The 16430-nt window shown below is 68.6% G+C and carries 13 protein-coding genes and 1 pseudogene; 4 read left to right on the forward strand and 10 right to left on the reverse strand.

What is annotated here, in order from left to right:
- Window positions 1–11 precede the first annotated feature (11 nt).
- The 4 genes and pseudogenes from GQS65_RS20905 to GQS65_RS20920 all read left to right on the forward strand — a co-directional run bounded on the left by GQS65_RS20905 (window position 12) and on the right by GQS65_RS20920 (window position 6727).
- Window positions 12–1404, forward strand: a pseudogene (locus GQS65_RS20905) (MATE family efflux transporter).
- Between the two features lie 161 nt (window positions 1405–1565).
- Entirely contained in the window at window positions 1566–4622 is a 3057-nt protein-coding gene (locus GQS65_RS20910; RefSeq protein ID WP_368280404.1) for an MMPL family transporter, read from the forward strand.
- Window positions 4623–5402 carry a TrmB family transcriptional regulator gene (locus GQS65_RS20915; RefSeq protein ID WP_158206560.1) on the forward strand — a complete coding sequence of 260 codons (780 nt, stop codon included), beginning with the start codon at window positions 4623–4625 and terminating at the stop codon, window positions 5400–5402.
- A gap of 950 nt (window positions 5403–6352) precedes the next feature.
- Window positions 6353–6727 (forward strand): hypothetical protein, encoded by a 375-nt coding sequence (locus GQS65_RS20920; protein WP_233265229.1) that lies wholly within the window; start codon window positions 6353–6355, stop codon window positions 6725–6727.
- Between the two features lie 250 nt (window positions 6728–6977).
- Here the strand turns inward: GQS65_RS20920 and GQS65_RS20925 are convergent, their stop codons facing one another.
- From GQS65_RS20925 to GQS65_RS20970, 10 genes are all read right to left on the reverse strand, one after another.
- Window positions 6978–8294, reverse strand: a complete 1317-nt coding sequence (locus GQS65_RS20925; protein WP_158206561.1) for an alpha-amylase domain-containing protein — start codon at window positions 8292–8294, stop codon at window positions 6978–6980.
- 152 nt (window positions 8295–8446) lie between these two features.
- Window positions 8447–8977: a DUF7261 family protein gene (locus tag GQS65_RS20930; RefSeq protein WP_199268523.1), complete on the reverse strand. Its 531-nt coding sequence runs from the start codon at window positions 8975–8977 to the stop codon at window positions 8447–8449.
- Complete coding sequence (locus tag GQS65_RS20935; RefSeq protein ID WP_158206562.1) at window positions 8974–9399, reverse strand: DUF7262 family protein; 426 nt, start codon at window positions 9397–9399, stop codon at window positions 8974–8976. Before GQS65_RS20935 ends, GQS65_RS20930 begins: the two co-directional genes overlap by 4 nt.
- Window positions 9392–10093 (reverse strand): DUF7263 family protein, encoded by a 702-nt coding sequence (locus GQS65_RS20940; RefSeq protein WP_368280405.1) that lies wholly within the window; start codon window positions 10091–10093, stop codon window positions 9392–9394. The genes GQS65_RS20935 and GQS65_RS20940 overlap by 8 nt, the downstream gene beginning before the upstream one ends.
- Window positions 10090–10569, reverse strand: a complete 480-nt coding sequence (locus GQS65_RS20945) for a DUF7266 family protein (RefSeq protein ID WP_368280406.1) — start codon at window positions 10567–10569, stop codon at window positions 10090–10092. Before GQS65_RS20945 ends, GQS65_RS20940 begins: the two co-directional genes overlap by 4 nt.
- Window positions 10566–11315 carry a DUF7289 family protein gene (locus GQS65_RS20950; protein WP_368280407.1) on the reverse strand — a complete coding sequence of 250 codons (750 nt, stop codon included), beginning with the start codon at window positions 11313–11315 and terminating at the stop codon, window positions 10566–10568. Before GQS65_RS20950 ends, GQS65_RS20945 begins: the two co-directional genes overlap by 4 nt.
- Window positions 11312–13198, reverse strand: a complete 1887-nt coding sequence (locus tag GQS65_RS20955) for a type II secretion system F family protein (RefSeq protein ID WP_158206563.1) — start codon at window positions 13196–13198, stop codon at window positions 11312–11314. Before GQS65_RS20955 ends, GQS65_RS20950 begins: the two co-directional genes overlap by 4 nt.
- Complete coding sequence (locus GQS65_RS20960; RefSeq protein ID WP_158206564.1) at window positions 13185–15458, reverse strand: type II/IV secretion system ATPase subunit; 2274 nt, start codon at window positions 15456–15458, stop codon at window positions 13185–13187. The genes GQS65_RS20955 and GQS65_RS20960 overlap by 14 nt, the downstream gene beginning before the upstream one ends.
- 146 nt (window positions 15459–15604) lie before the next feature.
- Window positions 15605–15859 (reverse strand): hypothetical protein, encoded by a 255-nt coding sequence (locus tag GQS65_RS20965; protein ID WP_158206565.1) that lies wholly within the window; start codon window positions 15857–15859, stop codon window positions 15605–15607.
- Between the two features lie 58 nt (window positions 15860–15917).
- Complete coding sequence (locus GQS65_RS20970; protein ID WP_158206566.1) at window positions 15918–16334, reverse strand: EamA family transporter; 417 nt, start codon at window positions 16332–16334, stop codon at window positions 15918–15920.
- Window positions 16335–16430: the final 96 nt, after the last annotated feature.

Below are 16430 nucleotides of genomic sequence, written 5' to 3' on the forward strand. Positions count from 1 at the left end.
TCGCGCTTCCCATCGTCCTCGCCCAACCTGCTCCAGGTGGGGTGACAACCTCGCGGACATCGTTCTGGGGTCGGCCGCCTCGGCCAGGAGGCGGTGTCGGCGCTGTCGTACTCCTTTCCCATCGTCTTCCTGATGATATCGGTCGCTGGCGGGTTCACCGTCGCGGGGACCGTGCTCGTCGCCCAGCACAAGGGCGCGGGCAACGACGACCGGGTCGACTACGTCGCCGGCCAGACCATCGCGTTCGTCTTCCTCGTCGCCGCCGCGTTCTCGGTGCTCGGCTACCTGTTGACGCCCACGCTGATGAGCCTCGTCGGCGCGACCCAGGGGACCGCCGAGTACGCACTGGCCGTCGAGTACACCCGGACCATCTTCGTCGGTATCGTGTTCATGTTCGGTTTCTTCGTCTTCCAGGCGCTCCTCCAGGGGTGGGGTGACACCCGGACGCCGCTCTACCTGATGGCGCTCAGTGTCGCCCTCAACGTCGTCCTCGATCCGTTTCTCATCCTCGGGTTCGAGGGGAACGTCCTGCTGACGACGCTCGGTCTGGAGGGCCTCCAGACGTGGGCGTTCGACCTGACCGGGTTCACCGGTCTCGGCGTGCAGGGGGCGGCCGTCGCCACCGTGTTCTCGCGGGCCGTCGCCACCGTCATCGCGGTGGGGTGGCTGTTCTCCGGGAAGGTCGGCATCCACCTCTCGGTCGACGACCTGAAACTCGACGCCGAGATGGTCAAGCGCATCGTCTCGCTCGGTGCGCCCGCCAGCGTCGAGCAGTCGACACGTGCGCTCGGTATCACGGTGTTGACCGCGCTCGTCGCGCTTGCGGGCGACGACGCCGTCGCCGCCCTGGGCATCGGCAACCGCATCAACTCGCTCGTCTTCCTCCCGGCGCTCGGCCTCGCCCGTGGGACCGAGACCGTCGTCGGGCAGAACCTCGGGAGCGACCAGGCCGACCGGGCGAAACGCGCCGTCGGCTACAGTTCGGCCATCGTCACCGTCGTCCTCGCACTGGCCGGCGTCGTCGTGTACGCCTTCGCCGAACCCATCACGGCGGTGTTCATCCCCGACTCGCCCGACGTCATCGCCCTCGGCGCGGACTACCTCCGCATCATCGGGCCGACGTTCCTGTTCATCGGCGTCTTCCAGGTCGTTCAAGGTGGGTTCCGCGGGTCGGGCAGCACGCGCACGGCGATGGTGTTCGCCATCCTCTCGCTGTGGGTGTTCCGTATCCCGCCCGCCTACGCCTTCCTCACGACGCTCGACGTGGGTGCGACTGGCGTCTGGTACGCCATCGCGCTCTCGAACGTCCTGGCGATGCTCGCGGCCGTCGGCTGGTTCCTCCGTGGCCGGTGGGCCGATGGCGTCGTCGACGACCCGCCCGCCGTCGCCCCGACCGACGACTGAGCGGTGGTCGTGGCCGTCTTCGGCCGCCGACCCACGCGAGAAACGGTGACAAACGAGCGACCCGTTCCGACGCTGTCTTATACTACAATCTGTTAGTAGGAGCCGAACAACAACACAGTCACTATGTTACTACTTACACCACTTCACGGCGAGGCCGCTCCGTGAGTCGAATCGACCGTCTCGTCGGCGCTATCACGGGTCACACGCGGGTCGCCATCGCGGCGATGCTCGTCCTGACCGTGGTGCTCGGTGCCGGTGCGGGGATGCTCGAACAGTCCTCCTCGCTCGACCAGTTCCAGAGCGACACCCCGGAAGCGCAGTCTCTCGAGTACATCGAGGGCAACTTCTCGACCGGCCCGGACAACACGACGACCGTCCAGCTCATCGCCAGGGGTGACAACGTCCTCGACAAGCAGTCGATGCTCGGTCTCCTCGACCTCCAACAGGAACTCCGGGAGAACGAGACCATCAACGGGACGCTCGCGGAGAACAACTCCATCGTCGGCATCCCGAACCTCGTGGCGACGACCGCCATCCAGCAGGAGAAGGGAGCGGAACTCCAGCAGACGGGGACCGAACTCCAGGAGACGGCCACCGAGTTCGAGCAGTTGAACGCCACCGTCGCCGAGGAGCGGGCGGCGCTCGAACAGCGCAGTCGGACGCTGAACGCCACCACGCGTGACCTCCAGACGGCGCTGACGGTCCTTCAGCAGAACCCCGACGCCTCCGTCGAAGCGCAGTTCGAGCAGGTGCGCTCGAACACCAGCGTCGAACTCGACGGGGAGGACTTCGCGACGTTCCAGCAGGCCGCACAGGGGGTTCGCAACGCACAGAACGAGTCACAGGTCCAACAGGCCTACCGACTGGGAACGCAGGGCGTCCTCGCCGACCAGTACCAGCAGCTCCAGCAGCGCGGTCAGGAGCTCCAGGAACAGGGTGAGCGCCTGCGCGAACTCGGCTCGGAGCTCCAGACGCTCAACGAGGAGTTCGAGTCACTGAACGCCGAGTTCGAGAACGCCTCGAACCCGACGCTCGCCGAACAGCGCGACCGGCTGGAGTCGATGAACGAGAGCGAAATCGACGACGTGCTGACGCTCCTGCTCGGTGAGAGCGACGGCTCCGGTGGGAACGGTGACGGCGCGAGTTCGTTCGCGTTCGCGTTCATGCCGACGGACTTCGACACCGGGTCGACGGAGGCCGAGGCGACAATGCTCGTCGTCACACAGGAGTCCGACGCCGGACAGACCGCCGAGACGACGGGCCAGTCGAGTGACGCTATCACCGACTCACAGCTGGCGATGCAGAGTATCGCGAGCGGCGAGAACGCCGAGGAGTACGGCGTGAACGACGTGCTCGTCTTCGGGTCGGGCATCATCAGCCAGGAGACGACGCAGTCGATGACCGACAGTATCGCCATCGTCGGGCCGCTCGCGTTGCTGTTCGTCGTCGTCGCGCTCGTCGTCGCCTACCGCGACCTCATCGACATCCTGCTCGGTCTCGTGGGTATCTTCGCCGTCCTCGTCTGGACGTTCGGGTTCATGGGCTGGGCCGGCATCGCGTTCAACCAGCTGTTCGTCGCGGTGCCCGTCTTGCTCATCGGGCTCTCTATCGACTACGCCATCCACGTCTTCATGCGTCACCGCGAGGAGCGCAACGAACACGGCTCCGAGAGCGTCCGGGGGTCGATGCGCGTCGCCCTCGCGGGCGTCGGCATCGCCCTCGTCTGGGTGACGGCGACGACGGTCATCGGGTTCCTCTCGAACCTCACGAGTCCCGTCCCGCCCATCCAGGACTTCGGTATCGTCAGCGCGTTCGGTATCACCGCCGCACTGCTCGTCTTCGGCGTCCTGATTCCGGCGTTGAAGATCGAAGTCGACGCCTTCCTCGAAGGCCGTGGCTGGGACCGCAAGAAACAGGCGTTCGGGACCGGCGGCGGTCGGTTCTCCTCCGTCCTCGCGGCGGGGTCGACGGCCGCTCGCCGCGCACCGTTCGCGGTCATCCTCGTCGCGTTGCTCGTCAGCGCGGGCGGGGCTTACGGTGCCTCGCAGGTCGACACGACGTTCAGCCAGGAGGACTTCCTGGCCGACGACCCGCCGGAGTGGACCTACGACCTCCCGGAACCGTTCAAACCCGGCGAGTACTCCGCGAAGGAGAATCTCGACTACGTCAACGAGAACTTCCTGCGCCAGGACTCCCAGGCACAGATCCTCGTGCGCGGTGACGTCGCCAGCGCCGACGCGTTACAACGACTCGACGACGCACAACAGGAGGCCACCGAGAGCAACGTGACGGTCGTCCTCTCGAACGGCGAGGCGGACGTCCGCAGTCCGCTGACGGTGATGCGGTCGGTCGCGGCGAGCAACGAGACGTTCAACGCGACGTTCACTGCCGCCGACACCGACAGTGACGGCGTGCCCGACCGGGACGTCGGCGAGGTCTACGCCACGCTGTTCGAGGTCGCACCCGACGAGGCGGCGGGCGTCGTCGCCCGGACGGACGACGGCGAGTACGAGGCGGCCCGGCTGGTCGTCTCGACGAAGGGGTCGGCGTCGATGGACGACGTCACCGAGGAGATGCGGGCCATCGCCAGCGGCATCGGTGGCGACGGTCTGACCGCGACGGCGACGGGCCAGACGGTCCTGTTCAAGATCATCTCCGACCAGCTGCTGGACACGGTCGTCCAGAGCCTCATCATCACGCTCGTCGCCACGTTCGCCTTCCTGATGCTCACCTACCGCATCACGGAGGGGAGCGCGACGCTCGGGGCGGTCACCCTGATGCCCGTGGCGCTCAGCGTGACGTGGATTCTCGGGACGATGTGGCTCCTCGACATCCCGTTCAACATCCTGACGGGGATGATCACCAGCCTCACGGTGGGGCTGGGGGTGGCTTACAGTATCCACCTCTCCGAGCGGTTCAACCAGGAACTCGACCGGACGGGTGACCTCTGGGAGTCGATGCGTCGTGCCGTCACCGGGACGGGTGGCGCGCTGCTCGGCAGTGCCGCGACGACGGTCGGCGGGTTCGGCGTGCTGGCGTTCGCCATCCTGCCGCCGCTCCAGCAGTTCGGCATCATCACCGGGCTGACGATCGTCTACGCGTTCCTGGCGAGCGTGCTGGTGCTCCCGAGTCTGCTCGTCGTCTGGTATCGCTACCTCGGTCCGGGCCGCTCGACGACGACCGGCGAGTCGACCCGCGCGACCGCCGCGGAGGATTAGATGAACGAGTCCGACGCGCTCGACGCGCTCGAAGGGCTCGGGCTGACGAGCTACGAGGCGAAGGTGCTCGTCGGCCTCCAGAAACTGGGGACGGCGACGGCCAGCGAAATCGCCCGCGTCACCGACGTCCCCCGGTCTCAGGTGTACGGAACGGCGGACTCCCTCGAAGCCCAGGGGCTCGTCGAGGTGCAGAACGCCTCGCCGACGCGCTTCCGTGCGGTGGACCTGGACGAAGCGATGGCTCGCCTCTCCGAGCGCTTCGAGCGCGAGCGCCGTCGCGCGACGGAGTACCTCCGGGAGGTCCGGGGGTCGCTCGCGGACGACGGCGACGAGCACCGCCCGGACATCTGGGTGACTCGTGGCGCGGACAACATCGCACGCCGCGTGGAGGACCTCGTCGCCGACGCCGAACAGCGGGTCGTCATCGGTATGAGCGACCCCTCACAGCTCACCCCCGGGCTGGTGGCGACGCTCGAATCGCTCGCCGAGTCGGGGGTCCGCATCGTCAGTGTCAGCGAGAACCCCGTCGTCCTCGACCGACTCGCCGAGATTGGTGCCGTCGACCTCCGCCGGATGCGCGAGGACCACGGCCCGGACGCCGAGGCCAACCGGATGGTCGCCGTCGACGGCCGGACCATCCTCATCGGCATGCTCGACGAGGCGGGGCCGAAGAGCGAGGAGTCGGCGATGTGGAGCGCCAACACGCAGTTCGCCACGATGCTCTCGCGGATGATAGAGAACGGTCTCCAGCAGTTCAGCGAGTCGTACACCGGGGTCTGAACGGCCGTCGCTCCACCCGCCGGCCCAGCGCCGGCGGTTCCCGACCCTATCAAACCTGTCTTTCCTCTGCAAGGCGTGGGCGTATCTCTCCATGGTGTCGACTCGCATACATCGGGTGGCCGACGGCGGGTCGCATCGACCCGCCGCCGACACCACGACCAGCGTCATGCCAAAACGGACATTCGTCAGATGTGTCGACTGCAGGCGGCGGTCGTCTGCGGTCGTTCACCCCGGCGGTCGTATCACACTCCCGACTCCCGACTCGGCGTGCCGATGTGGCTCCACCGAGTTCATCGAACTCGAGGAGATGATGTCGGTGTCGTGAGCGACCCGTCTCGGGCGACTCCCTCCGTCAACCGCACGTACTCCGTCCGTCGACCCGCCTGAATACGGGGCGACGACGGTCGACCACGTCGTAGACCCTTCTCGTCACTCGGTGCGGGAGATCGCCACGCCGAGCGGTGTCCCCGCCTCGCCCCTCGAGACGAGCGACGCGAGCGTCGCTCGATGGTTCGCTCGGCGGGTCCGTCCCGACTCCTCCGTCCACCACCGGCCCGTCGACCACGGCGAAACACGCGTTCTCGGCACCTGCACCGACCACCCCCCGGTCCGTCGTGCCACGACGCGCGGCCGTCGGTGGACTCGCTCTCGGAGGCGACACAGCGGGTGCCCCGGCTGTTTGTCCCTCTCTATCATTCTTTCATTCGGTTACATCACGGTCTAGCATTTAACCTGCCCGTACGCAGCGTTATGATGGGCCCTACGCGTTCTCTCACCCGTCAACGAGACCGGCGACGGCCGCTGTGGGCGTCCCCCCGTCACCCGGCGATCGGGGGTGTAATCCCCACCAAACCACCGTGAAACGGTGCGGGACGGTCGGACCCAACCGTCGCAATCGACGGCACGGTCAGCCCGGTTTATCCGGGTTGCTGGAGTCGAGGCGAAGTGCAATGAACTGGAAGCCAACCCGACGGACGCTCGCCGCACTGCTGGTCGCTGCACTGCTGGTCGTCGCAGGCTGCGCGGGACCAAGCGGTGGCGCGAACAACACGACCGACGCCGGCGGGGTCGGCGACGCCACGCCCGCGGAGGAACCCACTACGGTGAGTGAGGAGACCAGCGAAGACACGATGGGCGAGGAGACCACCGAGGACGAGATGACGTCCGAGGAGGAGACCACCGAGGACACGATGGGTGAAGAGACCACCGAGGGCAACATGACCGACGGCAACATGACGACCGGTAACGAGACCACCGAGGGTAACATGACCGGCAACATGACCGACGGCAACATGACGACCAACGAGACGACGACCGAAGCCTAACGGCTCGGCTCTCGACTCCGTTCCTGTCCGCGCGTGCGGAGTCGTCCGCGCGCGTGAGTCGTTCCTGTCGGGGTCGGTCACGGACCGTTTCCGACACTCTTCACACGAGTGGCCGCCACTGGCGGCCCCGTTTTCTCACGTCGAGTGGCGACGCTCCGGTTCGTCGTCTCGGTAGACGCTCGACCGCCCCGACGAGTTACCGGGACGGCGACCGACCGTTCCGGAAGACGTCCGCACGACCGAGCACTGACTACGGTGCGAGTGCGACGTACCCCTCCGGCGGAACCGAGAGGTCGACGTAGCCGTTGCCGTCCGCGCGAGCGTTCTGGTTCCCCGTGTAGTCGTTGAGGTCGGTGTCGCGCCAACTCGTGTAGGCGGTCCGGCTCTGCCAACTCGTGGAATTGTTGATGGCCACGAGGACGTTGTTGTACCGCTCGAAGGCGTAGACGTCCGCGTCGGTGAGACGGTCGTAGGCCGTGGCGCTCGCCAGGTTGTTGCGTATCCACAGCAGGTTCTCGATCGCGTCGTCGTCGACGCCGTAGTCCTCGCTGTAGACTCGTGGGTAGCCCTCGTACGTGAGGATGTACGCGTGTGCGAGGAGCGACTGGGTCGGGTCGGGACTGTCGTGGTTGCCCGCGAACGTCACCGCCCGGAACGGGTCGCGGTTGACGAACCCCGCACCGGCGAGGCGACTCATGTCGCCGTCCGGCCCGGTGAACACCTCGTAGCGCATCACGTTGTAGAGGCGGTAGTCGGTCACCGACATGCCGGTGTCCGCGTAGCCCTGCAGGTAGTCGAGCCTCGATTTCCCGTCGTAGGACTCCGGGATGACCTCACCGACGGTGTAGACGTCGCTCGCCCACTGGTTGGCGTGGTCGGCGAAGAACGACTCGGGGACGTGTTTCGCGGCGTCCCAGCGGATGCCGTCGACGCCGACGTCGAGGTACTTCTGGACGTACTTCTGCAACTCGCCGCGGACGTACGACGACTCGTGTTTCAGGTCGCGGAGGCCGACGAGCCAACAGCCCTCGACGGAGTAGTCACTGGAGTAGTCGATGGAGCACTCCGGGTGGAAGTCGTCGCTCCCGAACTGCGGGAGGTCGGCCAGCGTCACCTCGCGGTCGAACGTGTCCCCGCCGGCGGCCATGTGGTTGATGACCGCGTCGGCGATGACCTCCAGTCCCTGTGCGTGCGCCTCGTCGACCATCGCTCGGTACTCCGACTCCGTCCCGAACTCGCTGTCGAAGTCCAGCAGGTCGAGAGGCTGGTAGCCCAGCGGCGGGTCGTACTTCTCGCCGGTGTACTCCCGTTCGTACTCGTAGACCCGACTGAACTGTGCTGGCGGGACCTGAATCGCGTCGTAGCCCTGCGCGGCGATGGTCGAGAGGTCCCCGCGAACCGTGGTCCAGTCGGTGTGGTAGTACTGGTAGACCGCTCCCGACCCGAGCGCCGCGGCACGGTCACTGAGGAGACTCCCACCCACCGCCGTCGCGCCGAGCGCACCGATGCCCTTCAGCAACCCGCGCCGCGAGAGTCGAGCCAGCCGTGTCGTGTCATCTCTTGCCATCGTGGGATAAATCAGTGACGTAATAGTATAACACTATTCTAGGCAACGAGTAACTTTCAGCAACGTCTGGGCGCTCGAAAGCGGTCGAGTCGGGGACAACCGTTCGACGATGGCTGTTCGGTGGCCCGGACGACGACCTGTCTCGTGTCGTTTCAGTCGACGACCCGTACCACCATCGTCGCGTCGTACGCCCCGCGTCCGGTCGTCACCCGGACGTCGAACGCGACGGCGACCACCGTGGTCTCGCCCGCTCGCTCCTGGAGGACGACGCCGTCGGTCGCTTCACACGGGCCGAACGCTCGCCCGGACCCGCCGGGACAGTGCTCGCGTGCCCACGCGCTCGCGGCCGACTCGTCGTACCCGACCCGGTAGGCGACTCCCTCGGCGGTTCGTGAGGCTTCGAGCGTGCGTATCCGCGGCGCGAGGTCGGCACGGACGCGCTCGACCACCACCGCACGGTCGCTCCAGTTCGCGCCCGTCGCGTTCGTCCCTGCTTCGTGGACGCTCCGCGAGAGCAGGCGTTCGGCGTCGGCCAGCGGGTCGTCGTAGTCGTCGTTGGCCGCTACGTCGGGGTGGTAGCCCAACTGGAGGGAGGCGAGGACGGCCGGCGCGAGTGCGACGGCGACCACCGCGGCCGCCGCGAGGACGAACTGTGCACGGTCCCGGCGTTCGGCGTCGCTCACGCGTACCACACCCGTACCGTGACGGGACCGTTCGCCGTCGTCACCGTGGCGACGCCGACGGCGACACTACCGGGGCGGTCGTACCCGACCGTCCCGTGTGGCGTCTCGACCTGATACATGAGCGAGTCCGGGAGCAGTCGGTCGACCCGCCGGTCGAGGGCCGCTCGCTCGCGCTCGAAAGCGTCCGCCGAACGGGCCACCTCGGATAGCCTGGTCACTCCTCGGTGGCGCGGCGGTTCGTTGCCGAGCACCGTCGCCGCATCGCGTGCGTACGCGTCTAACTGTGTATCGCGCGTGTCCGGTTGCGGGACGCCGAGGACGAACCCCATCGAGACGGCGAGGACGAGCACCACGCCGACGCCCGCCTCGACGACCGACAACGAGAGCTGACCGCGTCCCCCTCCCGCCCGTCGCTCAGTCATCGACGGTCACCACCAGTTCGGCCTTCGTCGTCCGTGCGGGGTAGTACGTCACCGCGACGCTCCGTGGGGTGAACGGCCCCGCGTACTCGAACGCGAGCGTCGTCGTCTCGAACCGGGAGAGCGACACGTCGTAGGCCCCACGCAGGCCCGACGGGTCGTGGAGCACCACCCGGCCGTTGGCGCGGACCGTCGTCACCGTCGTCGCCGCGGGCGGGTCGACGTCGATGGTCGCTCGCGGCGTCCGACGCGGGAGCGTCACCCGGTCGCTCGGCAGGCGCGACAGCGTCGTCGCGTTCCGCCGCTCGACCAGCACGACGCGCCGAACCGTCGTCCCACCGGTCGGGTCGCCGCGTTCGAGGACCGTCTCCCCGTCGAGTCGGACCCGAACGTCGCGCCCGTCGGTCGCGGGGAACCACTCCTCGAACCGCTCGCCGTCGAGACGGTCGACCCGCGACCCGTTCAGCGTGTTCCCACGCGTGGTGAGTGGCCCCTCGGCGGCGACCAGTCGCTCGGAGAGCGAGACGGCCACGTGACGTTCGGTCGGGTCACGCTCGGCACTGGCGAACGCACCGTCCGCGAGGGCCAGTCCCAGTCCGGTCGCCGTCGTCAGGAGCAACAGCGCGACCCCCAGCGCAGGGAGGTTCGCCTGCCCACGGCCACGGTCGACGCTCGCCCGCGAGTCACGGCCGTTCACCGTCGCTCCTCCCCCAGCCGGACGACGACGCCGCTGGCCGTCGCGTTCGCCCGAACGACCGGGTCCTGTGCGCTGTACCAACTCCCGTCGACGGCCGTGACCGAGTCTGGTAGCGCGAGCGGGACTCGACCACCGACGGCCCCGTGTGGGTGGTCGAGGACGAGCGCCCGTCCGTCGGTTCTGACGTGGTAGTGTTCGCCACGAATCGTGTCGGGGAGGTCGACGCGGAGACGGACGGTCGCGGACTCGGTCGCAGGGACGGCCTGCTCGACGCGGGCGGCCGCCCCCGAGAGCGACCGCTCGGCGACGGCGTCGCCCGCGGCCGAGCGGTAACCGGGGACGACCCCGCCGAACAGCGTGCTGGTCAGCAGGCCGATGAACAGGACGACGATGGCGGCTTCGAGCGCCTTCCCGACGACCGGTGTCACCGCGCGGTCGGTTCCGAGGAGCGGTCTCGGGGGACGGTCGTCGCTCACGTCTCGACCTCCGTGTTCAGGTGGTGGACGACGAGGTAGGCGGTCCGACGGCCCTCGTAGGTGGCGACGACGCTCTCCACGCCGTCGTCGTCGATATCGCGGCGCTCGGTCGACACGCCACGTTCGGCGAACCAGCGCTCGAACGCGCCGGGCGTCGCCGTCTCGATGGCGACCCGGTAGTGGCCGTCGCCGTGGCTCGTCCGATCGTGACTGACGTCGGTGGCGAGTGTCAGCGACACCTGCTCGCCGCCGACGGCGTTCGGTTCGCCCAGCGTCGCCGCCCCGACGACGAGCACGCCCCCATCACCGTCGCGCGAGGCGGTCACGAGCGGCGGGTCGCGCAGACTCGCGCTCCCCGGCCGGCCTCGGACGATGGCTCCGCCGACGAACGCGACGCGGTTCCGACCGGCCTCGAAGACGAGGGCGTCGACGCGCACGCGCTGGACGACACCGGTCTCGTCGAGTAGTCGGAGGTCACGTGACTCGGTGTGCAGTTGCCCGTCGGTGAACGAGACGCGACCACGGTTCCGCCCCGTCGCCTCCACGGGGTCGAGGGCGGCGTCGACGTCGGTGGCGACGCGGTCGGCGTCCGCCGTCGCCGCGTTCTGCTCGACGACGGTGCCGACGGTGGCGGTGAGCGTCCCCAGCGCGACCACGGTGATTCCCACCAGCAGGACGACGCCGACGACGTGTGACTGTGCACGCGAGTCCACGCCGTCGGTCGTCGGTCGGGCACGACGGCTCACAGCAGACCCACCCCCGCGTAGATGCCGTAGGTCAGCACGACGAGCAGTGCGGAGTGGAGCAGTGCCTCGTAGCGTCCGCGCGAGGCGCTCCCGGCGAACCAGCCACACGCGAGCATCGTCGCCTGCGTGACGACGTAGAAGCGCATCCGGTCGCGGGCGGGGTCGACGGCGTTCGGGTCGAGCGCCATCCCGCTCCCCGTCCCGCCGTCGGCGACGGTCGAGAGCTGTGCGAACCCGTCGAGGACGTAGAGGTTGACCGCGACGGTGATGCCGACGACGAGCAGCGCCGTCGTCCAGCCGACGGCGACGTAGACCAGCAGCGACGAGCGGAGCGCCTTCCGCTCGTGGACGAGTCTCCCGACTTCGGTCTGGAGCGTCTCGAAGACGTCCTCGGCGTCGCTGCCGACGTCCAGTGCGCCCGTGACGAGACCCATCGTCTGGGCGGCGAGCGGCGTCCCGATCCGGTCGACGAACTGGTCGAGGGCGTCGGTCCGGACGTCCTCGCCGCGACCGGTCATCAGCGACGTGTTGAACGCCAGGTCGTCGACGTCGGCCTGGAGCGGCCCCAGGTCGACGTCGCGGGCGACCCGCTCGACGGCCGTCGAGAACGGCCGCCCGAGACTGACGTGGCCCGCGACGGCGTGGACGAAGTCCTTGAGTTCGCGGTCCTTGGCGTCGTCGCGCCGTGCACGACGGACCGCCACCGCGCCGACGGGCAGGCCGAACGCCGCGTAGCCGAACAGCGCGACGTTGACGGGGTGGTAGTCGAGCGTCCAGCAGCCGACGGCGACGAGGAGTGCGACCGGAGCGGCGACGACGGCGGTGTTCGCCGGGTTCCACGTCGCGCCGCCGAGCACGCCCGTGACCGTCTCACTGGGCGCGTAGACGGGTGGTGCCTGGTCGGGCGGGCGGAGGGCGTCGACCAGCCAGGCCGCGCCCGCGCCGACGAGCAGCGAGAACGCGGCCGCGCCGTAGACGAACACGGCCTTCGTCGTCGTCTCGCCGACCGGCGTCGTCACCGGTGCGGAGAGGCCCGGCGAGAGCACCGCCATCACCGTCAGCACGATGACCAGCAGGGCGGGCAACACGAGCAGGACGATGAACAGTTCCGCGAGCAGTTCGAGGAAGTCACTCGCCCGCTGGCGGGCGCGAGCCTGTCGGTGTGAGAGCATCCGCGACTCCATATCGAGGTACGCGCCGAGGGCGTCCTCACCCTGGGCGGCGTGTTCGCGGAACTTGAGCAGGAACGGCGAGAGCAGGTCACGCGAGGGGGTGTCGCGGGCGACCATCCGCAGGCCCGAGTCGAGACTCCCCGTCAGTGCGGCACGGTTGAGGACGCTCCGGAAGGCGACGGCCGTCTCGCCGTAGGCGTCCTGTTCGGCCACCTTCCGGAGCATCGTCCGGTGGCCGTCGCTCCCCGCAGAGAGCGCCCGGAGATACCTGACGGCACCGGGCATCGTCCGTTCGATGTCGGTCCGGCGGGCGCTGGCGGTCCAGCGCAGGAACAGGCCACCGGCGGCGACGACCCCGCGTTTGGCGAGCAGGCCGCCGACCAGCGCGCCGCCGAGAGCGGCGTACAGTCGCGGCACGTCGGGGGCGTCGAGGCGGTTGGCGACCGGGACGGCGGCGTGGAGCGTCTCGCCGACGGCCGCCCAGACACTCCCCGGAACGACGAGGGCGAACGCCGTCAGCGCGGCCGTCGTCACGGCGAACGCGAGCCACGACAGGCCGTAGACACGGACGAGGAACACGTCGAAACTCGACCCGACGTTCGCCGCGCGAAATCGGCGACGGTCCCGTTCGTGCCTGCTCTCCTCGGTGTGCCGGGAGAACAGCGCGTAGAGGCCGCGGTCGAGCGCGTCGACGTGCTCACTCGCCGCCATCGTCACCTCCCCGTTCCGACTCGGCGTGCTCGTGGCCGCCGGTGTCGGTGCTCCCGCCGTCGGTCACGGCGGATGTCGCGCCCTCCGCGTTCTCACGGGTCGCGGCCGCCCGTTCGACCGTCGCCGCCTCGTTCGCCCGCAGGTCCGCGAGGAACTCGAACAGGTCGTCGACGTCGTCGACCCCCTCGCGGACGAGATACTGGACGTAGCGGTGTTTCTCGCGGAACTCCGACTCGACGGCCGCGACGGTGCGGTCGGTCCGGTCGGCGATGCGCCGGACCGTCCGACTCCGCCCCGTCGCGTCGGGGCCGAAGCGGACGTCGAAGTCGCCGTCGGTCGTGCGCTCGAAGACGGTGTTGTAGTGGACCGTCGCGCCGGGTCGTTCGACGACGCCGTCCGCGTGGCCGCTGCCACGTTCGTCCGCGTGGCTGCCGCCACGTTCGTCCTCGTCGACGAGTTCGACCACCTCGCCGACGTACCGCTCGCCGTCGTTCCGTCGCGGGAAGACGACGAGGTCCAACTCCGCCAGCAGGTGCGGTGGGAGGCCCTGCTCGATGACGCGGTTGACGAGTTTCCGTACGTCCTCCGCGTGAGTCGTCCCGAGCACGCCGTGACCGGTCGCCAGCACCTCGCCGAACGTCTCGAAACTGGCGGGCGTGTTGATTTCGGCGATGATTTCGACGTCCGGATTGAGGTAGTTGGTCTCGGTCATCAGGTCGGCCATCGACACCTGCTTGTAGGCGCTCTCGTGGTCGCGGGTCTGGAGTGAGACACCCGTCTCGTGGGGTAGGCGCACCTCCCGTGAGCCCTCGTCGATGCTGACCGGTCGGTCGTCGTAGGGGATGAACGGGACGTGCGCGTTGAGCAGGGTCGTCTTTCCCACGCCGGTCGGTCCGGCGAAGAGGACGACGCCGTGGTGTTCGTAGAGCAACCAGAGCAGCGTCACGAGTTCGGTCGGGAGGCTGCCGGCGCGCACGAGGTCGACGGGCGTCAGCGGGTCACGGGACTGCTTGCGGATGGAGATGTGCGGGCCGCCCTCGCTTATCGTCGGGAGGGCGACGGCACAGCGAATCGTCTCGTCGATACCTTCGGGCTGGAGGTTCACCTTCGCGCTCGGCGTGGAGGCGTTGACCTCGACGCCGTCGGCCGCCGCGAGTTGCGTGACGACGTTGACGAACGCGGCCTCGTCGTCGAACGCGAGGTTCGTCGGGACGCGTTCGTCGACGCCACGCGGGACGACTTTGACGCGCTCGCCGACCCGGTTCGCTTCGACGTCCTCCAGTCGCCCGTCGCGGATGGGGACCGTGAGCTGTCCGTAGCCGACGTAGTCACGGAGGACGTAGTAGACGAGGTCGTCCAGCCGGTCGGGTGCGTACTGGTCGTCGACCGGCGGCACCGCGAGGTCGTAGTCGGCGAGCACCGACCGCAGACGGTAGCGGGTCGCGTCCAGCCACGCTCGCGTCCCGTCGGCGGTGAGCCGTCGCGCGAGGATGCGCTCGGCACGCTCCCTGACGAACGCGGCGCGGTCGTCGTCGGTGACGACGCCGTCGACACGACCCTCCCAGATGCGCTCTTTGCACTCCTCGATGCGCTCGTGGTCGCCGGGCAGCAGGTCGGGTTCCCGAACGGCGTACTTCGTCGTGAACGGGTCCGACCCGAGGACGTGTTCGCGGTAGAGCACGACCGGGACCTCGAAGTCGAGGAACGGGACGGTGTAGCGGGCGAGACGCTCGTTGGCGAAGCGGTCGGTGAACGCGGCGTCGTGGAGTCCCGTCCGAACCGGAGCGAAGTCGTCGGTGTGGACGACGACTTCGCCGTCGCGCTCTTCGGCCATCTCGACGCCGCCGTCGAGGGCGTGTGGCGTCAACTCGCCGAGACACGTCACCCGCGAGAGCGCGTGGTACTCCAGTCGCCGCCGCATCGTCGGCGTGAGGTCGGTCAGTCGGTCCACGGCCCGATCGTACTTCGGTGCGAACCCCTCGGCCATCCGTTCGGCCGCGCCGTCGCGGGTCAGCGGACGCTCGACGCTCGCGTCCGAGAAGTACGTCTCTACCGCGTTCAGCGCCGACCGTCCTCCCCGAGAGAGCGACGGTTCGCGTGTCTCGTAGCTGAACGGTTCGTGCGTCCCCCGGACGGTGACGACGACGCCGGGGTGGACGGCCTCCTGCCGGTGGACGTCCGGTGCGTACCACGCCTCGGGGTCGCCGGGCGGCCGCGGGGCGGGAACCGTCGTATCGGTGTGACGACTCGACTCGCTCATTGGCGAGGATGCACTGGTTCTCGAAGTTAAATGTTACGAGTGGATGAGTAAAACGAAACGCGACTGTTCGAGACGAACACTCGGCCGTCGCGTCGCCTCGTCGGTCGCGTGTCGACCGGCGCGAAAAAGAGGGGTCGGTGGTCGGCCTACCGGCCGCGGAGGTAGACGCCGTCGTCCTCCTGTCGGTCGACATCGTCGCTTCGCAGTTCGTGCTCGTCGTCGTCGTCGTCCCACCCGAGCATGTCCTTGATCTTGTCGGTCAGTCCGTCGCTGTCGTCGTCGCGGCGGACGTTCGCGCGATGCTCGTCGTCTCCGTGGATGGAACTGACGGTGCCGATTCTGTCGTTCTCCGCGGAGAACACCGGTTTGCCGACGTCGTTTTCGTCGAATGCTCGTTTCATCGCGCTCGTGTCGTCGCACGTCCGACACGTAGGCGCGAGGCCTGCTTGCGCCGGGCGGTCACTGGACGAGCAGGAGGACGGCGACGCAGGCGAGGCCGACGCCGGCCACCTGCGAGGCGCTGACGGGTTCGCCGAGGACCAGCACGCCGTAGGCGAACGCGACGACGAAGTACAACGCGGGGATGGCGGTGACGCCCGACAGTTGCCCCAGGTCGAGCGCCCGGTAGAACAGGACGGTCCCGAGGCTCATCGCCAGGCCGGTCAGCACCGAGAGTGCGAGGCCGGCGTCGAACTCGACACCCCCGAACGCACCGGGGTCGAGTGCGAGGACGACCCCGACACCGACGAGGTACGTCACGAGCAACACGGCCATGTTGTCCATCCGTTCGACGGAGTAGTTCGCGGCGATGCCCCAGACGCCCCAGAGCAGCAGCGCGCCCACGGCGTAGGTGTACGCGTTCGAGAACTCGACCATCGCCCTAGCCGACACGCGGCCCGAGGAAAAGGCTGGTTCCCCTCCGAGTCGGGGTAATCGCCCCACAAACCCCTAAGTCGATAGACACCCGTCTCA

This window comes from Halomarina oriensis (genome assembly GCF_009791395.1).
Classification (GTDB): Archaea; Halobacteriota; Halobacteria; order Halobacteriales; family Haloarculaceae; genus Halomarina; species Halomarina oriensis.